The sequence below is a fragment of the Nocardia rosealba genome (assembly GCF_020216065.1).
Classification (GTDB): Bacteria; Actinomycetota; Actinomycetes; order Mycobacteriales; family Mycobacteriaceae; genus Nocardia; species Nocardia rosealba.
Map to the genome: position 1 here is coordinate 333,912 of NZ_JAIWNA010000005.1, position 22,306 is coordinate 356,217.

At 67.8% G+C, this 22,306-nt stretch carries 23 protein-coding genes; 3 read left to right on the forward strand and 20 right to left on the reverse strand.

Features of this window, described 5'->3' with window-relative positions:
* Positions 1 to 34: 34 nt before the first annotated feature.
* A complete protein-coding gene (locus LDL21_RS20670; RefSeq protein WP_225281382.1) occupies positions 35 to 1,255 on the forward strand; it encodes a sensor histidine kinase in 1,221 nt (406 codons plus the stop codon).
* The gene (locus LDL21_RS20675) at positions 1,252 to 1,911 is read left to right on the forward strand and encodes a response regulator (RefSeq protein WP_181700807.1); all 660 of its coding nucleotides are present in this window, start codon (positions 1,252 to 1,254) and stop codon (positions 1,909 to 1,911) included. Before LDL21_RS20670 ends, LDL21_RS20675 begins: the two co-directional genes overlap by 4 nt.
* 10 nt (positions 1,912 to 1,921) lie before the next feature.
* Here the strand turns inward: LDL21_RS20675 and LDL21_RS20680 are convergent, their stop codons facing one another.
* Entirely contained in the window at positions 1,922 to 2,569 is a 648-nt protein-coding gene (locus LDL21_RS20680; protein WP_225281383.1) for a vWA domain-containing protein, read from the reverse strand.
* A gap of 125 nt (positions 2,570 to 2,694) precedes the next feature.
* Here LDL21_RS20680 and LDL21_RS20685 point away from each other — a divergent pair, with 125 nt between their 5' ends.
* A complete protein-coding gene (locus tag LDL21_RS20685; protein WP_225281384.1) occupies positions 2,695 to 3,153 on the forward strand; it encodes a DUF1877 family protein in 459 nt (152 codons plus the stop codon).
* A 61-nt stretch (positions 3,154 to 3,214) separates the two neighbouring features.
* On the opposite strand, the gene LDL21_RS20690 is transcribed toward LDL21_RS20685, so the two are convergent.
* The 19 genes from LDL21_RS20690 to ftsH form a co-directional block, all read right to left on the reverse strand.
* On the reverse strand, positions 3,215 to 5,782 hold the full coding sequence (locus LDL21_RS20690) for an ATP-dependent Clp protease ATP-binding subunit (protein ID WP_181700802.1): 2,568 nt from the start codon (positions 5,780 to 5,782) through the stop codon (positions 3,215 to 3,217).
* 267 nt (positions 5,783 to 6,049) lie between these two features.
* Positions 6,050 to 6,985: an esterase/lipase family protein gene (locus tag LDL21_RS20695; RefSeq protein WP_225281385.1), complete on the reverse strand. Its 936-nt coding sequence runs from the start codon at positions 6,983 to 6,985 to the stop codon at positions 6,050 to 6,052.
* A 76-nt stretch (positions 6,986 to 7,061) separates the two neighbouring features.
* On the reverse strand, positions 7,062 to 7,619 hold the full coding sequence (locus tag LDL21_RS20700) for an anthrone oxygenase family protein (RefSeq protein ID WP_225281386.1): 558 nt from the start codon (positions 7,617 to 7,619) through the stop codon (positions 7,062 to 7,064).
* 132 nt (positions 7,620 to 7,751) lie between these two features.
* Positions 7,752 to 8,363 carry an FHA domain-containing protein gene (locus LDL21_RS20705; RefSeq protein WP_225281387.1) on the reverse strand — a complete coding sequence of 204 codons (612 nt, stop codon included), beginning with the start codon at positions 8,361 to 8,363 and terminating at the stop codon, positions 7,752 to 7,754.
* Between the two features lie 232 nt (positions 8,364 to 8,595).
* Positions 8,596 to 8,958, reverse strand: coding sequence for a histone-like nucleoid-structuring protein Lsr2 (locus tag LDL21_RS20710; protein ID WP_181700796.1), 363 nt, complete (start codon positions 8,956 to 8,958; stop codon positions 8,596 to 8,598).
* Positions 8,959 to 9,073: 115 nt separating this feature from the next.
* The gene (lysS, locus tag LDL21_RS20715; RefSeq protein WP_181700838.1) at positions 9,074 to 10,540 is read right to left on the reverse strand and encodes a lysine--tRNA ligase; all 1,467 of its coding nucleotides are present in this window, start codon (positions 10,538 to 10,540) and stop codon (positions 9,074 to 9,076) included.
* Positions 10,541 to 10,658: 118 nt separating this feature from the next.
* Positions 10,659 to 11,090, reverse strand: a complete 432-nt coding sequence (locus LDL21_RS20720) for a rhodanese-like domain-containing protein (RefSeq protein WP_181700794.1) — start codon at positions 11,088 to 11,090, stop codon at positions 10,659 to 10,661.
* Positions 11,090 to 11,680 carry a cysteine dioxygenase gene (locus tag LDL21_RS20725; protein ID WP_225281388.1) on the reverse strand — a complete coding sequence of 197 codons (591 nt, stop codon included), beginning with the start codon at positions 11,678 to 11,680 and terminating at the stop codon, positions 11,090 to 11,092. Before LDL21_RS20725 ends, LDL21_RS20720 begins: the two co-directional genes overlap by 1 nt.
* Before the next feature lie 155 nt (positions 11,681 to 11,835).
* Complete coding sequence (locus tag LDL21_RS20730; protein ID WP_181700792.1) at positions 11,836 to 12,618, reverse strand: type III pantothenate kinase; 783 nt, start codon at positions 12,616 to 12,618, stop codon at positions 11,836 to 11,838.
* Positions 12,619 to 12,636: 18 nt separating this feature from the next.
* A complete protein-coding gene (gene panD / locus LDL21_RS20735) occupies positions 12,637 to 13,056 on the reverse strand; it encodes an aspartate 1-decarboxylase (RefSeq protein ID WP_067640553.1) in 420 nt (139 codons plus the stop codon).
* Between the two features lie 14 nt (positions 13,057 to 13,070).
* A complete protein-coding gene (panC, locus tag LDL21_RS20740) occupies positions 13,071 to 14,027 on the reverse strand; it encodes a pantoate--beta-alanine ligase (protein WP_225281389.1) in 957 nt (318 codons plus the stop codon).
* Entirely contained in the window at positions 14,027 to 14,980 is a 954-nt protein-coding gene (locus tag LDL21_RS20745) for a Rossmann-like and DUF2520 domain-containing protein (RefSeq protein ID WP_225281390.1), read from the reverse strand. Before LDL21_RS20745 ends, panC begins: the two co-directional genes overlap by 1 nt.
* A 414-nt stretch (positions 14,981 to 15,394) precedes the next feature.
* On the reverse strand, positions 15,395 to 16,546 hold the full coding sequence (locus LDL21_RS20750) for a DUF6779 domain-containing protein (protein WP_225281391.1): 1,152 nt from the start codon (positions 16,544 to 16,546) through the stop codon (positions 15,395 to 15,397).
* A 68-nt stretch (positions 16,547 to 16,614) separates the two neighbouring features.
* Positions 16,615 to 17,088, reverse strand: coding sequence for a DUF3180 domain-containing protein (locus LDL21_RS20755; protein ID WP_067640545.1), 474 nt, complete (start codon positions 17,086 to 17,088; stop codon positions 16,615 to 16,617).
* A complete protein-coding gene (gene folK / locus LDL21_RS20760) occupies positions 17,082 to 17,615 on the reverse strand; it encodes a 2-amino-4-hydroxy-6-hydroxymethyldihydropteridine diphosphokinase (protein WP_225281392.1) in 534 nt (177 codons plus the stop codon). The genes LDL21_RS20755 and folK overlap by 7 nt, the downstream gene beginning before the upstream one ends.
* A complete protein-coding gene (gene folB, locus LDL21_RS20765; RefSeq protein ID WP_225281393.1) occupies positions 17,612 to 18,034 on the reverse strand; it encodes a dihydroneopterin aldolase in 423 nt (140 codons plus the stop codon). The genes folK and folB overlap by 4 nt, the downstream gene beginning before the upstream one ends.
* Positions 18,031 to 18,900, reverse strand: a complete 870-nt coding sequence (gene folP, locus LDL21_RS20770; RefSeq protein WP_225281394.1) for a dihydropteroate synthase — start codon at positions 18,898 to 18,900, stop codon at positions 18,031 to 18,033. The genes folB and folP overlap by 4 nt, the downstream gene beginning before the upstream one ends.
* The gene (folE, locus tag LDL21_RS20775; RefSeq protein ID WP_225281477.1) at positions 18,897 to 19,487 is read right to left on the reverse strand and encodes a GTP cyclohydrolase I FolE; all 591 of its coding nucleotides are present in this window, start codon (positions 19,485 to 19,487) and stop codon (positions 18,897 to 18,899) included. The genes folP and folE overlap by 4 nt, the downstream gene beginning before the upstream one ends.
* 348 nt (positions 19,488 to 19,835) lie before the next feature.
* Entirely contained in the window at positions 19,836 to 22,196 is a 2,361-nt protein-coding gene (gene ftsH / locus LDL21_RS20780) for an ATP-dependent zinc metalloprotease FtsH (protein WP_225281395.1), read from the reverse strand.
* Positions 22,197 to 22,306 lie beyond the last annotated feature (110 nt).

Sequence of the window (22,306 nt, forward strand, 5' to 3'; positions counted from 1 at the left end):
GCTTCTGCCCGGGTGACGCAATAGGGTTGCGTGGGTGGGAGCGAAGTGGGAGCGTGACGCGGCCGTCCGGGACTGGGGGCTGGCGGTGGTGGTCGCGATAGTGCAGCTGGCAGGCAGTTCCGGGGCGAACGCGCAGCAGACCGGGGTGCGATCGCTCGACGCGTTCGCGTATCTGTTGCTGCTGGCCGGGCCGATCGCGCTCGGCTTCCGGCGGTTGCTCCCCGAGCCGGTGCTGGTGGTGGCCTTGCTCGCCGCCGTGTCCTACGTGCTGCGCGACTACGGGTACGGGCCGATCTTCCTTTCCCTCATCATCGCGTTCCTCACGGCTGCGGTACACGGATCACGCTGGCGCACTTACCCTTTGGTCGTCGTCGGCTACCTGACGATGGTGTGGCCGCTGCCCGCCCTGCTCGGCCGCGACACCAACGGCTGGCAGGTTTTCGGCCTGCTGGCCTGGCTCAGTGTGCTGGTCGGAATCGCCGAGGGAATACGTCAGCGGCGCACGGTGGTGCTCGCGCGCCGAGAGCGGGCCGAGGCGGCGCAACGCGACGAACAGGCCCAGCAGGCGCGGGCCGCGTCCGAGGAACGGCTCGCCATCGCCCGCGAGCTGCATGACGTCCTGGCACACAGCCTTTCGCTGATCAATGTGCAATCCTCGGTGGCGCTGGAACTGTTCGACCGCAAACCACAGCAGGCCGCCGCCGCGCTGGCGACGATCAAAACCACCTCCAAAGAAGCGCTGACCGAGGTGCACACGCTGCTGCACGCGATCCGCAGCGGCGCACCCGTCGCCCCCGAATACCCCGAAACCCCTGCGGCCGAGCCGGTTCCGGCACCCGCACCGCGTGCCCCGGCACCGACCCTCGACGACCTCGACACCCTGCTGCAACGGACCAGGGCGACCGGCCTGCCCGTCGACACCAAGGTCATCGGCACACCCAAGAAGCTGCCGAGCGTGATCGACGTGGCCGCCGCCAGGATCATCCAGGAATCGCTGACCAATGTGGTGCGCCACGCACCGGGGTCCACGGCGATGATCACCCTGCGCTACACGCCCGAAACGGTCGACATCACCGTCGACAACACCCGCCCTACCGGTACCGCCGTGCGCACCGGGGTCGGCGGAAACGGGATCATCGGCATGCGGGAACGGGCGCATGCGCTCGGCGGGGCGCTCACCGCCGGACCCCGGCCGTCCGGTGGGTTCCGGGTGGCCGCGCGGTTGCCCTCCCGGCCGGCCGGGGCAGAGACATGATCCGGGTGCTTGTCGCCGACGATCAGGCGCTGGTGCGCGGTGGTTTCGTCGCACTGCTCGACGCCCAGGACGATATCGAGGTGGTCGGCGAGGCCGAGAACGGCGAGCAGGCCGTGCGGATGACACGCACGCTGGAGCCCTCGGTGGTGCTGATGGATATCCGCATGCCCGTCCTCGACGGGCTGGCCGCCACCCGCATGATCGCCGACGACGCGCAGCTAGCCGACGTGCGCGTCGTCGTGCTCACCACCTTCGAACTCGACGAGTACGTCTTCGAGGCGATCCGCGCCGGTGCCACGGGTTTCCTGGTGAAACACACCGAACCCGCCGACCTGCTCCGCGCCGTCCGGGTCGTCGCGGCGGGCGACGCGCTCCTGTCCCCCGGCGTCACCCGTCGCCTGCTCACCGAATTCGCCACCCACGCCAAACAACCACCCCCACCCGCCCTCGCCGACCTCACCGACCGCGAACGCGAGGTCCTCACCCTGGTGGCCGAGGGCCTCACCAACGCCGAAATCGCCGCCCGCCTCTACCTCAGCCCCGCCACCGCCCGCACCCACGTCAGCCGCATCCTCACCAAACTGGCCGCCCGCGACCGCACCCAACTCGTAGTCCTCGCCTACGAATCCGGCCTCGTCCGCCCCGGCTGGCAGTAGTGTCTTCGGGTCAGCGGTCCGTACCCGCTCGGCGGCGTTCGTCCTCGGAGAAGCGGGCGCGGCGGGCCATTCCGGCGGGGGCAGCTTGGGCGCGGGCCGAGTAGGCCGAGAGGGCGTCGAAGGCGCCGCGGACGCCGCCTGCGACGGGGGCGTAGGTGATGGAGGAGCCGGGGTCGAAGCCCAGGTTGGAACCTACTTCGACGGCGTCCATGTTGGCGCCGAGGAAGACGAAGGTCCAGTTGTAGACCTCCTGTTGCTGGGTGATGAGGGACTTGACCGCCGCGTGGGTCCATTCGCGGCTGGAGTTCTCGTGGCCGTCGGTGAGGACGACGACGATCACGGTGCCGGGGCGCTCGTGCTCGGGGCGGGCCGCGAGCTCCTCGCCGACGCTGGTGACGAGTTTGCCGACGGCGTCGTACAGCGCGGTCCCGCCACGCGGCAGCAGATTCGGCGGAGGCACCTGATCCAGCGGCACATTCGAATAGACCACCTCGTAGGTGGTGTCGAATTGCGCCAAGGTCACCTCGATCCGCTTCGGCACCTCCCGCTGCTGCTCGAAATACGCGGCCAACCCACCTTCGGTATCGGCCTTGATCGTCTGCATCGAACCGGAACGGTCGAGCAGAACAGCGATGAGCGTGCGATCGGAATCAGTCATGTGCGTGAACACCCCCGTGTCGTGTGGCCTGGCCCAACCCACGGTACGCCGCGAATTCACCTGCCGGAGGCCGTGAAAAGCGGCTCGAAAGGTATCTCCAAGTTCGCATTCCTACCTTCGCTCCCATGGGCCCAGTTCTCGCATTCCACCGAATTTCCGACGCCGACGCCGCCCGCATCACCGCCGATGCCGAAGCCGCCCTCGACCTGATCGACCAGCTCGACCACCCCGGCGAACCGGCCGGCGACATCGACAAGGCCTGGGACGGCCTGCGCTACCTGCTCGAGGCCGCGAATATCGACCTCGACCTCTTCGGCGACCTCGATCCCTGGGCGGGCGACGGCGCAACCAAGATATGGACAGCCGCCGAGATCATCACCGCCGCCCACACCCTCACAGCCACGCCCTACAGCGTCCTCGAACGACATTTCGACCCGGCAGCCATGGGCGACAACGACGTCTACCCCGAAATCTGGGATACCGATTTCTGCCGAGAATTCCTCCGCGAAAACTACGAAACACTCCGCACCTTCTTCATCTTCGCCGCCGAACAGAACTCTCAAGCCGTCGCGCTGTTCCAATGACCGCTCGGCAACGAAAAAGCCCACCTTCCGAGTTCAGAAGGTGGGCTTTTCGTTCAGCTGGTTACTCGCCGGAGGCGGCGGTGTCGGGGGCGGTGCCCTCGGCTGCTCCGGTGAGGACGACCTCGGGCTTGTCGTCGCCCGTGGGTGCCTTGGTCAGCTTCGTCTTGCCGGTGAAGGTGAACTTGGCGTCTTCGCCCTGGCCTTCGCCGTCCCAGTTCTCGACGCCGACCGTGATGGTCTGGCCCGCGCCGATCTCGCCGAAGAGGATCTTCTCCGACAGCTGGTCCTCGATCTCGCGCTGGATCGTGCGACGCAGCGGACGCGCACCCAGGACCGGGTCGAAACCGCGCTTGGCGAGCAGGCTCTTGGCCTGGTCGGTCAGCTCGATCGCCATGTCCTTGTTCTTCAGCGCCTTGGCGACACGGTTGATCATCAGGTCCACCATCTGCACGATCTGCTCGCTGGTGAGCTGGTGGAAGACGATCACGTCGTCGATGCGGTTGAGGAACTCGGGGCGGAAGTGCTTCTTCAGCTCGTCGTTGACCTTGAGCTTCATCCGCTCGTAGTTCGAGCCCTCGGCGTTGGACTGGGTGAAGCCCAGGCCGACAGCCTTGGAGATGTCGGAGGTGCCCAGGTTCGAGGTGAAGATCAGCACGGTGTTCTTGAAGTCGACCGTACGACCCTGACCGTCGGTGAGACGGCCGTCCTCGAGCACCTGCAGGAGGGTGTTGTAGATCTCCTGGTGCGCCTTCTCGATCTCGTCGAACAGCACCACCGAGAACGGCTTGCGCCGCACCTTTTCGGTGAGCTGGCCGCCCTCCTCGTAGCCCACGTACCCGGGAGGGGCACCGAACAGACGAGAAGCGGTGAAGCGGTCGTGGAACTCGCCCATGTCGATCTGGATGAGCGCGTCGTCGTCGCCGAACAGGAAGTTCGCCAGCGCCTTGGACAGCTCGGTCTTACCGACACCGGACGGACCGGCGAAGATGAACGAACCGGACGGACGCTTCGGATCCTTCAGGCCGGCGCGAGTGCGGCGGATCGCCTTGGAGACGGCCTTGACGGCATCCTCCTGGCCGATGATCCGCTTGTGCAGCTCGTCCTCCATGCGGAGCAGACGAGTGGTCTCCTCCTCGGTGAGCTTGAAGACGGGGATACCGGTCCAGTTGGCCAGCACCTCCGCGATCTGCTCGTCGTCGACCTCGGCCACGACGTCCAGGTCACCCGAACGCCACTGCTTCTCCCGCTCGGCGCGCTTGGCGACGAGCTGCTTCTCCTTGTCGCGCAGGCGCGCGGCCTTCTCGAAGTCCTGCGCGTCGATCGCGCTTTCCTTCTCGCGACGGGCATCGGCGATCTTGTCGTCGAACTCGCGCAGGTCCGGCGGCGCGGTCATCCGGCGGATACGCATCCGCGCGCCCGCCTCGTCGATGAGGTCGATCGCCTTGTCCGGCAGGAACCGGTCGTTGATGTAGCGGTCGGCCAGCGTCGCGGCGGCCACGAGAGCGCCATCGGTGATGGAGACCCGGTGGTGCGCCTCGTAGCGGTCGCGCAGGCCCTTGAGGATGTTGATGGTGTGCTCGACGGTCGGCTCGCCCACCTGCACCGGCTGGAAACGGCGTTCCAGGGCGGCGTCCTTCTCGATGTACTTGCGGTACTCGTCGAGGGTGGTGGCACCGATGGTCTGCAGCTCGCCACGGGCCAGCTTCGGCTTCAGGATCGAGGCCGCATCGATGGCGCCTTCGGCAGCACCCGCGCCGACGAGCGTGTGCAGCTCGTCGATGAACAGGATGATGTCGCCGCGGGTGTTGATCTCCTTGAGCACCTTCTTGAGGCGCTCTTCGAAGTCACCGCGGTAGCGGCTGCCCGCGACCAGGGAACCCAGGTCGAGGGTGTAGAGCTGCTTGTCCTTGAGGGTCTCGGGGACCTCACCGTTGACGATGGCCTGTGCCAGGCCCTCGACGACGGCGGTCTTACCGACACCGGGCTCACCGATCAGCACCGGGTTGTTCTTGGTGCGGCGGCTCAGCACCTGCATGACGCGCTCGATCTCCTTCGAGCGGCCGATGACGGGGTCGAGCTTGCCTTCCAGCGCCGCCTGCGTGAGATTGCGACCGAACTGGTCGAGCACCAGCGAGGTGGACGGCGTACCCGCCTCACCGCGCGAGCCGGTGCCCTCGACGGGCTCCTTGCCCTGGTACCCGGACAGCAGCTGGATGACCTGCTGACGGACCCGGTTCAGGTCGGCGCCGAGCTTGACGAGCACCTGGGCCGCGACGCCCTCACCCTCACGGATGAGGCCGAGCAGGATGTGCTCGGTGCCGATGTAGTTGTGACCGAGCTGCAGCGCCTCGCGCAGACTCAGTTCCAGCACCTTTTTCGCACGCGGGGTGAAGGGGATGTGACCGGACGGAGCCTGCTGGCCCTGCCCGATGATCTCCTCGACCTGGCTGCGCACACCCTCCAGCGAGATGCCAAGGGACTCCAGCGACTTCGCCGCCACGCCCTCGCCCTCGTGGATCAACCCAAGCAGGATGTGCTCGGTGCCGATGTAGTTGTGGTTGAGCATCCGGGCCTCTTCTTGGGCCAGGACAACGACACGCCTCGCGCGGTCGGTGAACCTCTCGAACATCGCTCCCTCACTCTCCTGCTCCGACATTCTGGCAACAGACGCCGCTGTGTGCTCGGTACAACCTTGGGCGCCGGAGGCGACAACTGTCGCCGTCAGCCTGCCATGAAGCCCGGGGGTTGCGGCCCCCGCCATCCACTCTAGTTGGCAGGGGATTCCGCCGTCGCCGCTCCACCCTATTGGGGACCGGTGACAACTTGGTCATTCACTCACAACGCGCACGTCGCGGCATTCGTTTCCGCTCCAGTTTTGCCTACAGCGAAATCGCCGTCAGCCGGTGAACGGGGGCACGAACTCGCACGGCACGGGCGCCTGCCTGGCCGGATCGAGGGCGTTGAGGGCGTGACCGGCGGCACGCGGACTGCCCGCGATGGCCATGTGCTCGGACCAGTCCTGCGCGCAACCGTCCTGCACGACGACCGAGGTGGCGTTGGGACCGGGCACCAGGCCCGAGGTGTGCGGCACGACGAGCTCGTCGAGGACCGTGACGATATTGACGTAGGTGACGCGCGGGTCGTACACCCCGTCGGCATTGAGCGCGGTCATGAACGGCGAACCGCTGAACATCTGCGCGCAGGCCTGGCACAGCGAGCCGGTGGCGGCGTCGAAGACCGGTCCCGCGCCGAGGGCCCGGCTGAAGTGGGCGATATCGCCCGCGCCGAACGCGTTGGTGCCGAGCCAGGGCGGCGCGATTCCGACCAGCGTGCCGACCTTCTCCCCGCCGCCGAGTCGCTTGAGGTAGTAGTTGCCGACGATATTGCCCTGCGAGTGGGCGACGAGGTCGACTCGTTCGGCGCCGGTGCGCGCGAGGACACCGTCGACGAAGGCCGACACCTCCGCCGCACTCTGCTCGATGGGACGCATCCCGCCGATGGCCGAGACGGGCCAGGGCAGCGCGTACGCGCCGTAGGTGAGGGTGAACACGCAGTAGCCCTCGTTGGCCAGCAGCGGGGCGTACACGCCCCAATTCGTCTGCGCCCCACCGCCGGTGCCGTGCAGCAGGACGACCGGGTTCGGATGTTCCGGTGTGGGAACACAATTCGGGTCGTTCGCCCCGGGCAACGCGCCGCCCGGATTCGTCAGCTCGGGCGCTATACCGGCGAAGAAGTTGTAGTCGACCGGGTTGGGGCCGGCTGCCGCGCCACCTGCCCCCACGAGACCGAGCAGTATGGCGACGGCTAGAACGAGCATCGACTTACTTCGCATGGAACCACCCCTGGCTAGAACGTGTTCCAGTCATCATGGAACACGTTCCAGCCTTCGCGTGGCACTACGGAGCGATTCAGCGCACCAGCGCGTGGGAGACGCTCTGTCCCGGGACCGCGGCGGCGGCGTTCGACTTGCCCTGCTGCACACCCGCGGCGAACAGCGCACCGCACAGCACCAGGAACGCCGCCGTGTGCAGCACCGCCCGCAGGATGTTCCAGCGCACCCACGCCGCTTCGAAATCGGCGCGCACCGAGGCGGTATCGGCCAGCGTCGCCGGATCACCCGCCGCGGCCAGGGCATCGTTGAGCGGCACGTTCTGCCCGGCGGTGACCGCGAAGGCGATCACGTTGAGCACCAATGCGATTCCGATCCAGATCAGCGTGGCGCGATGATCGCCGCCCAGGTGCAGCGCGGCCGCGAGTGCGGTGAAGCCGACCGTACCGAGGAAGCCGAACATGAACCACGGGTTGATGATCACCACGTTGATCTTCTGCATGACCTCGATCAGCGTGCGATCTCCCGTGCGCGCCAGGGCGGGCATCACCGAGATCGCGTAGGCGTAGAACACACCGGCGACGAGGCCGGTGCTGAGCATCGCGAGAACCAGCGAGGACAAACGAATGGCCGACATGGGAACCAACTCCTGACTCGAATCCGGAGTCGCACTCCGGTGACAGGACTCAGTCAACCGCAGGACGGCCGTCGCCGACATCGTTCAGACGCTCGGCCACCTAAGCGAGGCGCGCACCGCCGACCGCGAGGCTCACAACTCGTGGTCGGAGATCATTCCGCTCTGCATCGCGAGGGCGGCGAGCCGGGTGCGCTTCTGGTTCTGCGGCAGATTCTCCACCCCGAACTTCGCGAAAAGGGCACGCAGGTGGGTTTTGATCGCGTCGATCGACAGGAAGAGTTCCTCGGCGATCTGCTGGTTCGACGCGGGCGTCGCGAATCCGGTGCCGTGCTTGTACGGACGGCACAGGGCGATCAGCACCGCGCGCTGGGTTTCGGTCAGCGAACGCATGGTGGGGATGGAACCGGAGGCGGTATGCGTGGCGTCGTCGACGACACCACCGAAATCGAAGAAATGCACCAGCGTGGTGCCGACACGAATGCGGTCGCCCGGGCTCAGCCTGCGCCTGCCGACCAACCGCTCACCGTTGACGAACGTCCCGTTGCGCGACAGCCCGTCGTCGATGATCGTCCAGTGCGCACCGAGGTGTTCTACCGCAGCATGCAACCGGGACACCTCGGCATCCCACGCGAGCACGAGATCGGCCTGAACGTTGCGCCCGATGGTGATCCGCTGCTGCGCGGGGTCCAGCGGCAATTCATGCTGGCGCCCGGTGTTGTCGGTGTACCGAAGAAAGGAGCTCACCGCACATCTCCCAAGACTCGAAACACCTTGCGCACAACCATCAGTCTATCTTTCCAGACCGCGCCCCCGCCCCCGCACATCCCGACCTCGAGGAGGGATCGCCGCGAAGCGGCGGTCGGCGGCCGTCCCGACGATCAGGCGCCGTGGCGTAGGCGACGAAGGAGCAAGCCACGATGCCTGATCGTCGGGACCGCAGGGGCCGCCGACTCGAGCGCGCCAGCGCTCCAATATCTCAGCTCTTGCCGACCTCTTTGTTGTAGGCCTCGGTGATGTCGGCCGAGATACGGCCGCGTGCGGAGACCTTGTGGCCCTTACGACGGGCCCATTCACGAATTGCGGCGCTCTGTTCGCGGTCCATGGAAACGCGGCTCTTGCCCTGCGGCGCCGGCGCACCGGCGGCCTTGGTCCGGCGACGGCCACTCACGCGACGCGCGTTGGCGACCCACTCGTCCAGGCCTTCGCGCAGGCGCGCCGCATTTGCCTCCGACAGATCGATCTCGTACGACACCCCATCGATAGCGAACTCGATGGTTTCGTCCGCGATGGACTCACCGTCGACATCGTCGATCAGGCTAACGGTGACCTTCTTTGCCATGAGATGAACGTCCTCTCGAAATCGTCAAGCCTGCCTCCAGGCCGAATACCCGAGGCAAGAATACCCCGAAATGCGAAATTTCCAACACGAGGCCTTCGCCCCGCGAATTCACAGGTCAGCGACTACTCGGGCGCACAATGGGGAACAGGATCGTTTCCCGGATTCCCAAACCCGTGAGTGCCATCAACAAGCGATCGATTCCCATACCCGTTCCGGTGGTCGGCGGCATACCGTGTTCCATCGCGGTGAGGAAGTCTTCGTCGAGCACCATCGCCTCGTCATCGCCCGCCGCGCCGAGGCGCGCCTGGTCGACGAACCGTTCCCGCTGGATGACGGGATCGACCAACTCCGAATAGCCCGTGGCCAACTCGAAGCCGCGAACATAGAGATCCCACTTCTCCGTAACGCCTGCCTTGCTGCGATGCTGACGGGTCAGCGGTGAGGTCTCCACGGGGAAGTCGCGAACGAAAGTCGGCGCGTAGAGCTTGTCGCCATAGACGTGTTCCCAGAGTTCTTCGACCAGTTTCCCGTGGCCGTAGCCCTTGCCCGACGGAATTTCCAGACCGACCCGTTCGGCGAGTGCCAGCAATTCCTCGACAGTCGTTTCCGGAGTGACCTCCACACCGATCGACTCCGACAGCGACGGATACATCTCGACCGTCGTCCACTCGCCACTCAGATCATATTCAGTACCGTCGGCAAGAGTCACCACGAGGGTGCCGAATGCCTCTTGTGCGACTTCCTGGACCAATTCCCGGATCATCGTCGCCGAGTCGTCGTAGGTGCCGTAGGCCTCGTACGTTTCCAGCATCGCGAACTCGGGCGAATGGGTGGAGTCGGCGCCTTCGTTGCGGAAGTTCCGGTTGATCTCGAAGACCTTCTCCAGGCCGCCGACCACGCAGCGCTTGAGGAACAGTTCCGGCGCGATACGCAGGAACAGGTCCATGTCGAGGGCATTGGAATGGGTGACGAACGGGCGCGCGGCGGCACCGCCGTGGATGGTCTGCAGCATCGGGGTCTCGACCTCGAGGAAGCCGCGGCGCTCGAGCGCGGTGCGCAGCGCGCGGACCACGTTCACGCGGGTACGGGCCATTTCCCTGGCCTCGGGGCGCACGATGAGGTCGACGTAGCGCTGACGGACGCGCGATTCCTCGTTCATTTCCTTGTGCGCCACCGGCAGCGGGCGAAGCGACTTGGCCGCCATCGACCACGAGTCGGCCATCACGCTCAATTCGCCCGTGCGCGAGGAGATGACCTCACCGTGCACGAACACGAAATCGCCGAGGTCGACATCGGACTTCCAAGCCGCGAGCGCGTCCGCGCCCACGCCGTTGAGGCTGATCATCGCCTGCAGTTTGGTTCCGTCGCCCTCCTGCAGGGTGGCAAAGCACAGCTTGCCGGTATTGCGGACGAAAATGACGCGGCCGGCGACACCGACCTGCAGACCGGTTTGCGTATCGGGTTCGAGATCCGGGTAGGCGGAACGGATTTCGGCCAGCGTGTGCGTGCGCGGCACGACCACCGGATAGGCGTCACCACCGCCGGCGAGCAGCCGTTCACGCTTGTCCCGGCGAATCCGCATCTGCTCGGGGACATCGCTGTCCACGGCGGAACTGACGGCGCGGCCGGTCTCGGCGGAGTTAGGGGTGCTCACATTCGATAACAGTAGCGTGCACCGGAAAGGACCAGTGCGCCGCCCGTTACAACGAAGCCAGCGACTCCACTTCCCGGGCGAAGTGCGGCACCCCGACGCCCACGGTGAGCATGCCCGCCGACTTCAGCGCCTGATAACCGCCGATCAGATCGGTCGCGCGGTGCAATCCGAGTTCCTGTAGCGAGGCCGCGGCCAAACTGGAGGTATAGCCCTCCGAGCAGAAAATGATCCACTCCACATCGTGATCGCGCGCGAGCGACAACCGCGCCGACGACGTGGGATCCAGCCGCCATTCCAGCACATTGCGCTCGATCACCAGCGCGCCCGGCAGCGAGCCCTCCCGAACACGCTGCGCGGCCGGGCGGATGTCGACCAGAACGGCGCCTCGGGCCAGCGCGGCGGGGACGTCGTACACATACAGCCTGCGCAGCTTGGCGCGTGCGTTGTCGAGCATCTGGTCAATCGACAAACGGCTCATCACAGATCACCTTCGGGCTGGTCGGTGAGGACGGTTTCGGTGCGTCGCAGGGTGCCGTGGCCGGTCACCTCGTAATACGACATGGCGGTCAGCGGCGGCGAATACGCGTGCACGCTGAGGGTTGGATCGAGCGGGCCCGCCGTCGCGTCGGCGGCGCGGACCACATCGTGGACCCAGCCGATCGGAAACGACGCCTGATCGCCCGCGGCGAGGGTGCGCTCGCGTAACTCGGTGCCATTCCAGCGGAATTCCGACAGCGCGCCGCTGAGCACGGTGAGCGCGCCGAGCGAACCGGCGTGGTCGTGCAATTCGGTGGATTTCCCCGGCGTCCAGCTGATGAGCCAGACATCGACCTCGTCGTCGGCGATCAGGCGGGTGGCCCAGCGCTGTTCGGTCGGCCAGAGCCCGTCGGCGGGCAGCAGATGGTCGTAGCGACCGGCCAGGACATCCTCGGCGCCCTCGTCGGTGAGACGCAGCAGGTCGGCGGGGCGCAGCCGGGTGGGCAGGGCCGAGGCGACCGCGCGGTCGAGCGGCGGGGTCGCGGAGTATTCGTCACGGGCCGACGCCAGGGAAAGAACAGAAGAACGCATGAGCGCATCTCCAAGGAGTGAGAATCGGTCGAGGGGAAAACGTCAGCCTCGAACGGTCGAGGCAGGTCAGCCTCGACAACACTCCTGGGTGCTCACACGGAAAGACACGGGAGCGAGCTTAGCAGGCTCCCGTGTGGACGAGCCAATGACCTGGATCACTTCTTGTTGCGCTCGTAGACGTGGCGCAGACCGGTGAGGGTGAGATGCGGTTCGTGCTGGTCGATCGTTTCCGATTCCGGCACGATCAGCGGCGCGCCCGTTCCGGTGGCGACGACGGTGACATCGGTACCGGCGAACGCGTCGAATTCGTCGCGAATGCGGTCGATCAATCCGTCGACCAGGCCGGCGAAACCGAAAATGGCACCGGATTGAATGCACTCCATCGTGTTCTTACCGAGCACCGAGCGCGGCCTGGCCAGTTCGACGCGGCGCAAGGCACTGCGTTCGACCAGTGCCTCCGTCGACACCTCGACGCCCGGCGCGATCACGCCACCGAGGAACTCGCCCTTGGCCGAGACCAGGTCGACACAGGTGGCGGTACCGAAGTCGACGACGATCGCCGGGCCGCCGAACCGGCGGAACGCGGCGAGGCAGTTGACGATGCGGTCGGCGCCGACCTCCTTGGGATTGTCGACCAGCAGCGGAATACCGGTCCGCACACCGGGTTCCACGACCACATTCGGCACATGCGACCAATAGCGGGCGAGCATGATGCGCAGTTCCCGCAGCACCGGCGGCACCGTCGACAACGCCGAGACACCGACCACCTGGTCGAGATCGGCACCGACCAGACCGCGCACCTGCATCGCGAACTCGTCGGCGGTGAGCAGTGGGTTCGTGTGAATGCGCCAGTGCCGCACCAGTTTCGAGTGCTCGCCGAGACCGGAGAACAGGCCGAGTTCGATGGCGGTGTTGCGGACGTCGATCGTCAGCAGCATGTCCGACCCCCGCCGCGATCAGGCGATCGACAGGGAACGCGGCGAGGTGAGCCCGGAACCCTCGGGCGCGTGGGCGGGATCGGCGCCGAGCTCGACGGGCCGGTTGCGGTCGTCGACGAAGACTACCTTCGGCGCGTACTCGCGCAGCTCGGCCTCGTCGAGCTGGCCGTAGGCGATGAGGATGACCAAGTCACCGGGGTGCACGAGATGTGCGGCGGCGCCGTTGATCCCGATCACACCCGAACCGCGTTCGCCCGCGATCACGTAGGTCTCGAGGCGGGCGCCGTTGTCGATGTCGACGATGCACACCTGCTCACCCTCGAGCAGGCCCGCGGCGTCGAGCAGATCCTGGTCGACGGTCACCGAACCCACGTAGTGCAGGTCGGCGTGGGTCACGGTGGCACGGTGGATCTTCGAGGTCATCATGGTGCGCAGCATCGGCTTCGCCTTTCTCAGTGCGCCTGCGGAGCAGGCAGGGAGTTCGCGTCGGGGTGCCCGTCGATCTGGGCGCCGAGAACAAGGGGTGCGTTGTCGATCAGGCGGGTGCTGCCGACCTTGGCCGCGACGAGCAGACGCGCGTTGCCCGCTTCCGGGGCGGGGCCGAGGGTGGAGTCGCGCAGTTCGAGGTAGTCGACCTCGACACCGTCGGCCGAGTCGAGGACGGCGCGGGCGGCGGCGAGGACACCCTCGGGGCCGAGGCCCGCGGCGTGCCTGCCCGCGGCCAGTGCGGCCGACAGAGCGAGCGCCGATTCTCGTTGCGCCGCATCGAGATAGCGGTTGCGCGAGGACAGGGCGAGACCGTCGGGTTCGCGGACCGTCGGGTAGGCGACGATCTTCACGTCGAAGTTCAGGTCGCGGACCATCTGGCGGATCAAGGTGAGCTGCTGGTAGTCCTTCTCCCCGAAGTACGCCTCCGAGGCGTGGGTGAGCTGCAGCAGTTTCGCGACGACGGTGAGCATGCCCGCGAAATGCGTCGGCCTGCTGCCGCCTTCGAGCTCGGCGCCGAGCGGGCCCGGCTGCACGGTGGTGCGCGGACCGTCGGGGTACATCTCGTTGGCCGACGGCGCGAACACCAGATCGACGCCCTCGGCCGCGAGCAGCTCGAGGTCGGCGTCGAGGGTGCGCGGGTAGGCGTCGAGATCCTCGCCCGCGCCGAACTGCAGCGGGTTGACGAAGATCGACACGATCACGATCTGATTGGTGAGCCGCGCCTGACGCACCAGCTGCAGGTGGCCCTCGTGCAGCGCGCCCATGGTCGGCACGAAACCGATGCTGCGACCCGCGCCGCGCAACGCCTTGGCCACCGTCGACAGCACCTCGGGGCTGTGGTGCACGGTGAGCGCGCCGGACTTGAACGCGCCGGTCGCCCGCGCGCCGCCCTGGTGGTGATGCACTTCTCGGGGTTCCATCAGTGGCCTTTCTCGGCGAGCAGCTCGAGCAGAGCGGGATTGGTCCGTGCGAGTTCGGCCGTGCGCAACGACATGGCGCGATACGACGCGGCCAGGCGTTCGTCGAACGACTCGACGGCATTCAGGTGTGCGGCGACCGCGTCCACGTCGCCCCGGGCGACCGGGCCGGTGAGCGCGGCCTGACCACGGCGCAACGCGTTGTCGAGGGCGGCGGAGACCAGCGGGCCGATGAGGCGTTCGGGCAGACCGCCCGGTTGCTCGTCGACCACCGGCTGGCCGAGCAGACCCGGGCCCGACATCGCTTCGCGCAGCGCCGAAACCGCATCGACGATGAGCGTGACCAGGTGATTGCTGCCGTGCGCGAGGGCCGCGTGATAGAGCGTGCGCTGGTCCTCATCGATCCGCACCGGCTCGCCACCCATCTCGATCACCAGCGCCTGGGCGATGGCGTAGCCGACCTCGTCGGCGGCGGTGATGCCGAAGCAGGCATTGGCGAGGCGGGCGATGTCCTCGTCGTGACCGGTGAAGGTCATCGCCGGATGGATCGCCAGGCCCAAGGCGCCCTGCTCGGTGAGCGGGGCGAGCACGCCGACACCGTTGGCGCCGGAGGTGTGCGCGACGATCGTGCCCGGCCGGACCACACCGGCCGAGGCCAGACCACGAACCAACCCGGCCAGCTCGGCATCGGGCACGGCGAGCAGCAACAACTCGCTGCGCTGGGCCACCTGCTCGACCGGCAGGATCTGCGAATCGGGCAGCCGGGTGCGCGCCCGGTGCACGGAGGCATCGGAGATCGCGGCGACACCGAACACCACATGCCCGGCTCGCTCGAGCGCCACACCGAGTGCCGAACCCACCCGTCCCGCCGAGACGATTCCCACCGTCAGCCGTGCGGGCGCTGGATCGACACCTGAGTTCGCGCCATCAGAATCGACACTTCTCGAGGTCAACATTGTCCTCTCGATTGCGTTCCAGTCCCGCTGTGCGGGTACCAGACGTACGGGTCGAGAATAACGGGCCCTACGCCCGCCCCGCCACGCCCCCCTGTCGTGATCTAGCACACCCGCCTCTCCGGGAATTCAGGCCAGACTCAGGGGCGGGGTGACGTGCGTCGGCGGCCAGACCATGTGCGCGGTTGCGGTTGCCCGTCCCCGGTGAGTTACCCATGTCCTCACTGACCCGCCTCCCCGAGAATTCAGACCAGGCTTATGCGCGGAGAGACTTGCGTCGGTGGCCAGACCATGTGCGCGGTTGCGGTTGCCCGTCCCCGGTGAGTTACCCATGTCCTCACCGAAGTGGGCGGGTGCGCGGCGGATTCAGCGGTGCGGTTCGGGTGGGTGGCCCGCTGGACGGTGATCTTGGTGCGGCTATGTGCGGGTGGACTCCGATTGGAGGTTGGCCATGATGTCGGCTACCGAGAGGCGGGTGCCTTCGGATTCGGCGCGACGGCGGCGGCGGGAGCTGGTGCCGACGGTGGGGGTGGTGGCCGGGGTGGCCGACGGGTCGGTGCCGGTGGGTGCCGGGCCGGAGTTCGGGGGGGCTTCGAAGCCGGATTCGGTGGTGGTGGCCGCGGCAGGCTGTTCGATCGGAGGCTCAGGGGTGGTGTAGCCGGTGGGTGCCGGGGTGGCCGACGGGTCGGTGCCGGTGGGTGCCGGGGTCGCAGACGGGTCCGCGTCGTTCGACGACGTGGGGGCCGAGGGCTCGGGGTCGAGGAGGCGGCCGTCGTTGTCGACCTTGCGGGTGTGGGGGGCCGACAGGCGCGGGGGTGGGGTTTTGGTCGACGACGACTTGGCCGGTTCGGGTTCGGGGGTCGACTGCTGGGACTCGGCGTATTCGTCGAGCTGCACGGCCGAGGTCTCGGCGGTGACCGGGTCGTCGTAGGGGTCGGCGAAATTGGCCGACACCGGCTGCATGAAAACCGGCTTCAGGGCGCTGGGCGGTTGCTGCCAGGGGCCGAACCAGGCGGCCGCGGCAGCCTCGTGGCTATCGTCGATTTCGGGCTCCGCCTCGTCGAAGGCGTCGAAATCGGCATGGGCCGTCGCGCCGCTCGGCAGCGCATCGATGCGGACCGCGTCGGCCTGCAGGGCAGGCTGGTCATCGGGCAGGGCACCTTCGAACAGCACCTGCAGGTTCTGGCGCAGCAACGTGAGCTCCGCACGCAGGGCCGCGATCTCGGAAGCGTCGGCGCCCACTTCGGCGCGCACTCGTGCCTCGACGCCCATCTCGTATTCGCGGCGGGCGTTGATCTCCCGCTCGAGCTGCAACTCGTACACCGTCTGCAGATCGCGCACCTTGGCCTTGTCGACGGCCGCGTCCTTTCGATATCGGGTGGCCGCGAGGGCACCGATCACGGCCGCCCACAGCGCCGCTACCAGGCCGATCCGGACGAATTGCACATTGTCGCTGAAGACGAGGAAAACGCTGGCTGTCAGGCCGAGGAGAAGTAGGGCGCCGATGAAGAGCTTTCCCGCGTCGTCCCGCCGTCGACGGGGCGTGGTGCTACGGGAGGGTGAAACCATGGTGGCCAGGGTAGCCGGAAACAGCTGGTCGGCACACCGACAACGGGGGTGATTCCATTCGCAAGTTGCTAGGTGGTTGCCGGTTCGTCCGGTGGTTCGTCGGGCGCGCGGCAGCAGTACTCGAGCCACAAAGCCGCGGCAACCAGGGCGGAACCGGCGAGCAGACCGACCACCGCGCCCGGTGAATCCGACGCCGCCGCCGTGACCGTGCCGCTCTGTGGGAAGACCCACAGCAGGAAGCCCAGCCACACGCCCGCCGCCAGCGAACCGACCTGCAACGACGCCTTGGCCAGCGCGGCCGCCCGCGCCACATTGATCGGATGCAGTTCACCCGGTCCGTCGCCGATGCGCTGCTCGGCGATCCGGTTCTTGACGACGAACCCGAGCGCCGCCTCGATTCCGGCCACCGGCAGCAGCGAGGCGCCTGCGAGCACCGAGATGGACGGAAAGGTCGAGTAGGCGAAGCGGGTCGCAGTCCAGGCGATGGCCGCGGCCAGCACGACATTCAGGGCGAGGTCGAGCAGCCGGGTCGGTTTCAGCACGGGCGGGCGCCTTCGCCGAGGACCAGGTCGGTGCGGATCACACCCGCGCGTTCGGCGGGGTCGACGGCGGCGAGCAGGTCGGCGACGGGCACCTCGGCGCCGTCGACGTAGAGCCGAGCATCGGGTTCGACATCGAGCCACGGAACCAGCACGAATGCCCGATGGTGCGCCTCGGGGTGAGGCAGGATCAGCGTCGGATCATTGTCGCGCACAACGGCTTCGCCGCTGTCGACGCATTGCACGATGTCGACGTCGAGAGTCCTGGCACCCCAGCGCACTTCACGCACCCGGCCCGCCGCCTGCTCGAGCCGCTGCCCGAAACGCAACCAGTCGTAGTCGTCGAACGACGGATCCTCGGCCACCACAACGGCATTCAGATAGTCGTCCTGCGCCACCCCACCCCACGGCGCCGTGGTGTACACCGGTGACACCGCGCGGGTGCGCTCCCCCAGCGCGTCGAGCACGCTGCGCAGATTGGCGAGCCGGTCGCCCAGGTTGGCGCCGATCGAGAGCACCGCACGGGTCATCGGCGCGGCTCCGGCACCGCGGTGCGGTAGCGAGTGGCGACCACGCGCACACCGGTGAAGGTGTGCGGGATCGGCGCCTTCGGCTTGTGCAGCACCGCTTCGACCGCTTCGATCCGTGGGTCGGTCATCACGTCGTCGGCGATCTCGGAGACGACCGTTTCGATGAGATCGCGCGGCGGACCCGCGACGATGCGCACGGCGCGTTCGGCGAGAGCGCCGTAGTCGACCGTGTCGGCCAGATCGTCGGAGGCCGCGGCGGCCGCGAAATCGACCCACACGGTGAGGTCGACGACGAACTCCTGACCGTCGCGACGCTCGAAATCGAACACGCCGTGCCTGCCGAACACGGTGAGCCCGCGCAGTTCTATGCGCGAGGACGCGGGCCGGTCGGCGGGCGGGGGCAGCAGCGGTGAGTTCATCGGACGGCTCCTCGGGCGGCGGTGGCGCGCTGCCACGCATCGACAACGGTGACGGCGTCCAGCGAAGCGCGCACGTCGTGGACGCGCACGCCCCAGGCGCCGTGGGTCGCGGCCAGCGCCGAGACGGTCGCGGTGGCGACCTCGCGTCCGTCGGGCGGGCGCGGGCCGGATTCGTCGGCCAGCAGGGCGCCGAGGAAACGTTTGCGAGACGCGCCGATCAGGATGGGCAGGCCGTCGGCGACCAGGTCCGGAAGGGCACCGAGCAGGGCCCAGTTGTGGTCGGCGTTCTTGGCGAAACCGAGGCCGGGATCGAGGATCAACCGGTCGGCGGCGATACCCGCGGCCACGGCCAGGTCAACCTGGGTGCGCAGTTCGGCGCGCACCTCGGCGACCACGTCGTCGTAGTGGTCGGCCGGGCCGGTGTGGCGATAGTCGGCGCCCGCACGCCAGTGCATGAGGATCCACGGCACACCCGCGTCGGCGACCACCCGGACCATGTCCGGGTCGGCTCGCCCGCCGGACACGTCGTTGACGACGGCGACACCGGCGGCCAGCGCCGCCTCGGCGACCTCGGCGCGCATGGTGTCGACGCTGGTCGGTACACCCGCCGCGACCAACCCGCGGATCACCGGCGCCACCCGTGCGGCCTCGGTGGCCGGGTCGACGCGGTCGGCGCCGGGCCTGGTGGACTCACCACCCACATCGACGATGTCGGCGCCCGCCTCGTACAGGGCGACACCGTGCGCGATCGCGAGGTCGGGATCGAGATAGCGGCCACCGTCGGAGAACGAATCGGCGGTCACGTTCACCACGCCCATGACCACGCACGAGCGGCCGCCCCGCGCGGTCACGAGGGGCTGGTTCATTTGCGCAGGATCAGGTCCAGCGCCTCGGATCGCGAGGCGGCATTGGTCTGTAAGATGCCACGCACCGCCGAGGTGGTGGTGCTCGCGCCGGGCTTGCGGATACCGCGCATCGCCATGCACAGGTGTTCGGCCTCGATCACCACGATCGCGCCGCGCGGGTCGAGCCTGCGCATCACCGCGTCGGCGACCTGGCTGGTGAGGCGTTCCTGTACCTGGGGGCGTTTGGCGTAGAGGTCGACCACGCGGGCCAGCTTCGACAGGCCCGTCACCCGGCCGTGCGGCCCGGGGATGTAGCCGACGTGCGCGACGCCGTGGAACGACACCAGGTGGTGCTCACAGGTGGAGAACATGGGGATATCACGCACGAGCACGAGTTCCTGGTGGCCCTCGTCGAAGGTGGTGGCGAGTACCTCGTCGGGCTCGGTGTAGAGGCCGGCGAACATCTCGCGGTAGGCGCGGGCCACCCGGGCGGGGGTGTCGACCAGGCCGGGGCGATCGGGGTCCTCACCGACCGCGAGCAGCAGTTCACGCACCGCGTCCTCGGCGCGCTGCTGGTCGAACGCGCGGCCTGTCGCCAGCGCCGTCAGCTGGGCCGGGCTCGTCTCACCGAGCTCACCGGCCGGGTCGAAACCCGAACCGTTCCCGGCCGGCTCAGCGACTTTCCTATTGGCCGACAACTTCTCCACACCTCCGGGGCATAACGCTGCCGGGCCGATCCGGCAGTGGTCGGGCCACCAGAGCCGGAAAGTCCCGGCTCGAACGGCAACCAGAGCCGAATCGATCCGGCTCGAACATCCCAGCGTAGTTGGCGCGTGGCCGTCGGCAGCAGCTCGGCCCGGTGTCGATGGTCCGCGTCCACGACACGTGCCCGGTCGGGGCGCCGCCCGGTGTTGTTCCAGGCGGCGCACCGACCGGGCGGGCGCGACGGAGGTCCGTCAACGGCCGTTCGGGCCGTTCCATTCGTTGGTGTCCGGGTCCGCATCGCGCGCAGGTGGCTGCTGCGGCGGTGCGGTCGGCTGCTCGCCCCACGGCTCGAACTCGCTGCCGTGGCGCGGCTGGTGCTGGGGCGCCTGCTGCTGGGGCGGCTGTGACCAACCACCCTGGCCCTGCGGCTGCTGCTGTTCCTCGCGCGGCGGCCAGCCGGGTGCGGACCAGCCGGCCGGGGCGCCGTAGTCCGGACGCGAACCGTGCGTGCCCGTCGTCGGACGCGGGAACGCCTGGGTGGGCGCGTTGGGCAGCGGGTATCCGCCGGCGGGCGGGGCAGGCTGACCGTAGGGCTGCTGGCCCGGGTAGCCGTTGGGCTGCTGCGGCGGGGCACCGTTGGGCACCGGAACGGGGGCGGGCTGCACCGGCGGCCACGGCTCGCCACGCTCGAGCGCCAGCTCGCCCGGGGTCTTCACCGGCGGCTTGTCCGAGGGCAGCCGCTCACCGAAATCGTTGAAGGCGGTGATGCGCGGACGCTTCTCCACACCGGCGAGAACCTCCTCGAGGTCCTTGCGGTGCAGGGTTTCGCGTTCCAGCAGCGCCGTGGCCAGCGCGTCGAGCTGCTCGCGGTACTCGCTCAGGATCGACCACGCCTCGGTGTGCGCGGCCTCGATCAGGTTGCGCACCTCCTCGTCGATCTCGCGGGCGACCTCGTGTGAGTAGTCGGCCTGCACGCCCATGGAGCGGCCGAGGAACGGGTCGCCCTGCTCCTGGCCGTAGCGCACCGCGCCGAGGCGGGCGCTCATGCCGTACTCGGTGACCATGCCGCGCGCGATCTTGGTGGCCTGGTCGATATCCGACGACGCACCGGTCGTCGGCTCGTGGAACACCAGTTCCTCGGCCGCGCGGCCACCCATCGCGAAGACCAGTCGCGAGATCATCTCCGAGCGGGTCATCAGGCCCTTGTCGTCCTCGGGCACCGTCATGGCGTGCCCGCCGGTGCGGCCGCGCGCCAGGATGGTGACCTTGTAGACCGGCTCGATATCGGGCATCGCCCACGCGGCGAGCGTGTGCCCGCCCTCGTGGTAGGCGGTGATCTTCTTCTCGTGTTCGCTGATGATGCGGCTCTTGCGACGCGGACCACCGATCACGCGGTCGACCGACTCCTCGAGCGATTCGCCGGTGATGACCGACCCGTTCTCACGGGCGGTGAGCAGCGCGGCCTCGTTGATGACGTTGGCCAGATCGGCACCGGACATACCGACGGTGCGCTTGGCCAGACCCTCGAGGTCGGCATCCTGGGCGATCGGCTTGCCCGCCGAGTGCACCCGAAGGATGGCGCGACGCCCGGCCAGGTCGGGGTTGCCCACCGGGATCTGCCGGTCGAAACGACCGGGGCGGAGCAGCGCGGGATCGAGGATGTCGGGGCGGTTGGTCGCCGCGATCAGGATGATGTTGGACCGGTCGCCGAAGCCGTCCATCTCGACCAGCAACTGGTTGAGGGTCTGCTCACGTTCGTCGTGACCGCCGCCGAGGCCGGCGCCGCGCTGGCGACCGACCGCGTCGATCTCGTCGACGAAGATGATGCAGGGGCTGTTCTGCTTGGCCTGCTCGAACAGGTCACGCACACGCGAGGCACCGACACCGACGAACATCTCGACGAAGTCGGAACCGGAGATGGTGAAGAACGGCACACCGGCCTCACCGGCGACCGCGCGGGCCAGCAGCGTCTTACCGGTGCCGGGCGGACCGTAGAGCAGCACGCCCTTCGGGATCTTCGCGCCGAGCGCCTGGTAGCGGGCCGGATTCTGCAGGAAGTCCTTGATCTCGTACAGCTCTTCGACGGCCTCGTCGGCTCCGGCCACGTCCTTGAACGTGGTCTTGGGCATGTCCTTGGACAGCAGCTTGGCCTTGGACTTACCGAAGCCCATCATGCCGCCGCGACCACCGCCCTGCATGCGCGACATCACGAAGATGAACAGGCCGACCAGCAGCACCATCGGCACGATGAACAGCAGCAGCTGCGACAGCCAGCTCTCCTGCTTGACCACCGTGTCGTAGGGGGCGCCCGACTTCTGGACCGCGTCGAGGATCTTGGCGGAGGTCTCGCCGCCGCCGGGGTACTTGGCGACGATCTTGGCGTTGTTCTTGGTCGCGTCGTTGCCGTTGTTCAGTTCGACGCGGAGCTGCTGCTCCTTGTCGTCGATCTGGACGTTCTTGACGTTGTCCTTGTTCTCCAGCTGACTGAGCGCCACGGAGGTGTCGACACTCTCCCAGCCGCGCGTGTCATCGCCGAGATAGCTGAACAGCCAGATCATGAGCATGATGCCCGAGATGATCGCCAAGGTGCGAAACACTGTCTTGCGGTTCATAGAGCGTCGGCCGGACGGCCCAGTCCTTTCCGGTTATTTCTCCGGGGTGTGCCTAGCGAAGCTGTCGAGATCGGCGGGATTCGGATGCGGACATGCCACGTTACCGCGTA

Excerpts from the sequence above, each read along its gene's own strand:
- LDL21_RS20675 (WP_181700807.1), top strand. The coding sequence starts at position 1,252 with ATGATCCGGGTGCTTGTCGCCGACGATCAGGCGCTGGTGCGCGGTGGT.
- LDL21_RS20680 (WP_225281383.1), bottom strand. The coding sequence starts at position 2,569 with ATGACTGATTCCGATCGCACGCTCATCGCTGTTCTGCTCGACCGTTCC.
- LDL21_RS20685 (WP_225281384.1), top strand. The coding sequence starts at position 2,695 with ATGGGCCCAGTTCTCGCATTCCACCGAATTTCCGACGCCGACGCCGCC.
- LDL21_RS20690 (WP_181700802.1), bottom strand. The coding sequence starts at position 5,782 with ATGTTCGAGAGGTTCACCGACCGCGCGAGGCGTGTCGTTGTCCTGGCC.
- LDL21_RS20695 (WP_225281385.1), bottom strand. The coding sequence starts at position 6,985 with ATGCGAAGTAAGTCGATGCTCGTTCTAGCCGTCGCCATACTGCTCGGT.
- LDL21_RS20700 (WP_225281386.1), bottom strand. The coding sequence starts at position 7,619 with ATGTCGGCCATTCGTTTGTCCTCGCTGGTTCTCGCGATGCTCAGCACC.
- LDL21_RS20710 (WP_181700796.1), bottom strand. The coding sequence starts at position 8,958 with ATGGCAAAGAAGGTCACCGTTAGCCTGATCGACGATGTCGACGGTGAG.
- lysS (WP_181700838.1), bottom strand. The coding sequence starts at position 10,540 with ATGCGGATTCGCCGGGACAAGCGTGAACGGCTGCTCGCCGGCGGTGGT.
- LDL21_RS20720 (WP_181700794.1), bottom strand. The coding sequence starts at position 11,090 with ATGAGCCGTTTGTCGATTGACCAGATGCTCGACAACGCACGCGCCAAG.
- LDL21_RS20725 (WP_225281388.1), bottom strand. The coding sequence starts at position 11,680 with ATGCGTTCTTCTGTTCTTTCCCTGGCGTCGGCCCGTGACGAATACTCC.
- LDL21_RS20730 (WP_181700792.1), bottom strand. The coding sequence starts at position 12,618 with ATGCTGCTGACGATCGACGTCCGCAACACCGCCATCGAACTCGGCCTG.
- panD (WP_067640553.1), bottom strand. The coding sequence starts at position 13,056 with ATGCTGCGCACCATGATGACCTCGAAGATCCACCGTGCCACCGTGACC.
- panC (WP_225281389.1), bottom strand. The coding sequence starts at position 14,027 with ATGGAACCCCGAGAAGTGCATCACCACCAGGGCGGCGCGCGGGCGACC.
- LDL21_RS20745 (WP_225281390.1), bottom strand. The coding sequence starts at position 14,980 with ATGTTGACCTCGAGAAGTGTCGATTCTGATGGCGCGAACTCAGGTGTC.
- LDL21_RS20750 (WP_225281391.1), bottom strand. The coding sequence starts at position 16,546 with ATGGTTTCACCCTCCCGTAGCACCACGCCCCGTCGACGGCGGGACGAC.
- folK (WP_225281392.1), bottom strand. The coding sequence starts at position 17,615 with ATGACCCGTGCGGTGCTCTCGATCGGCGCCAACCTGGGCGACCGGCTC.
- folB (WP_225281393.1), bottom strand. The coding sequence starts at position 18,034 with ATGAACTCACCGCTGCTGCCCCCGCCCGCCGACCGGCCCGCGTCCTCG.
- folP (WP_225281394.1), bottom strand. The coding sequence starts at position 18,900 with ATGAACCAGCCCCTCGTGACCGCGCGGGGCGGCCGCTCGTGCGTGGTC.
- ftsH (WP_225281395.1), bottom strand. The coding sequence starts at position 22,196 with ATGAACCGCAAGACAGTGTTTCGCACCTTGGCGATCATCTCGGGCATC.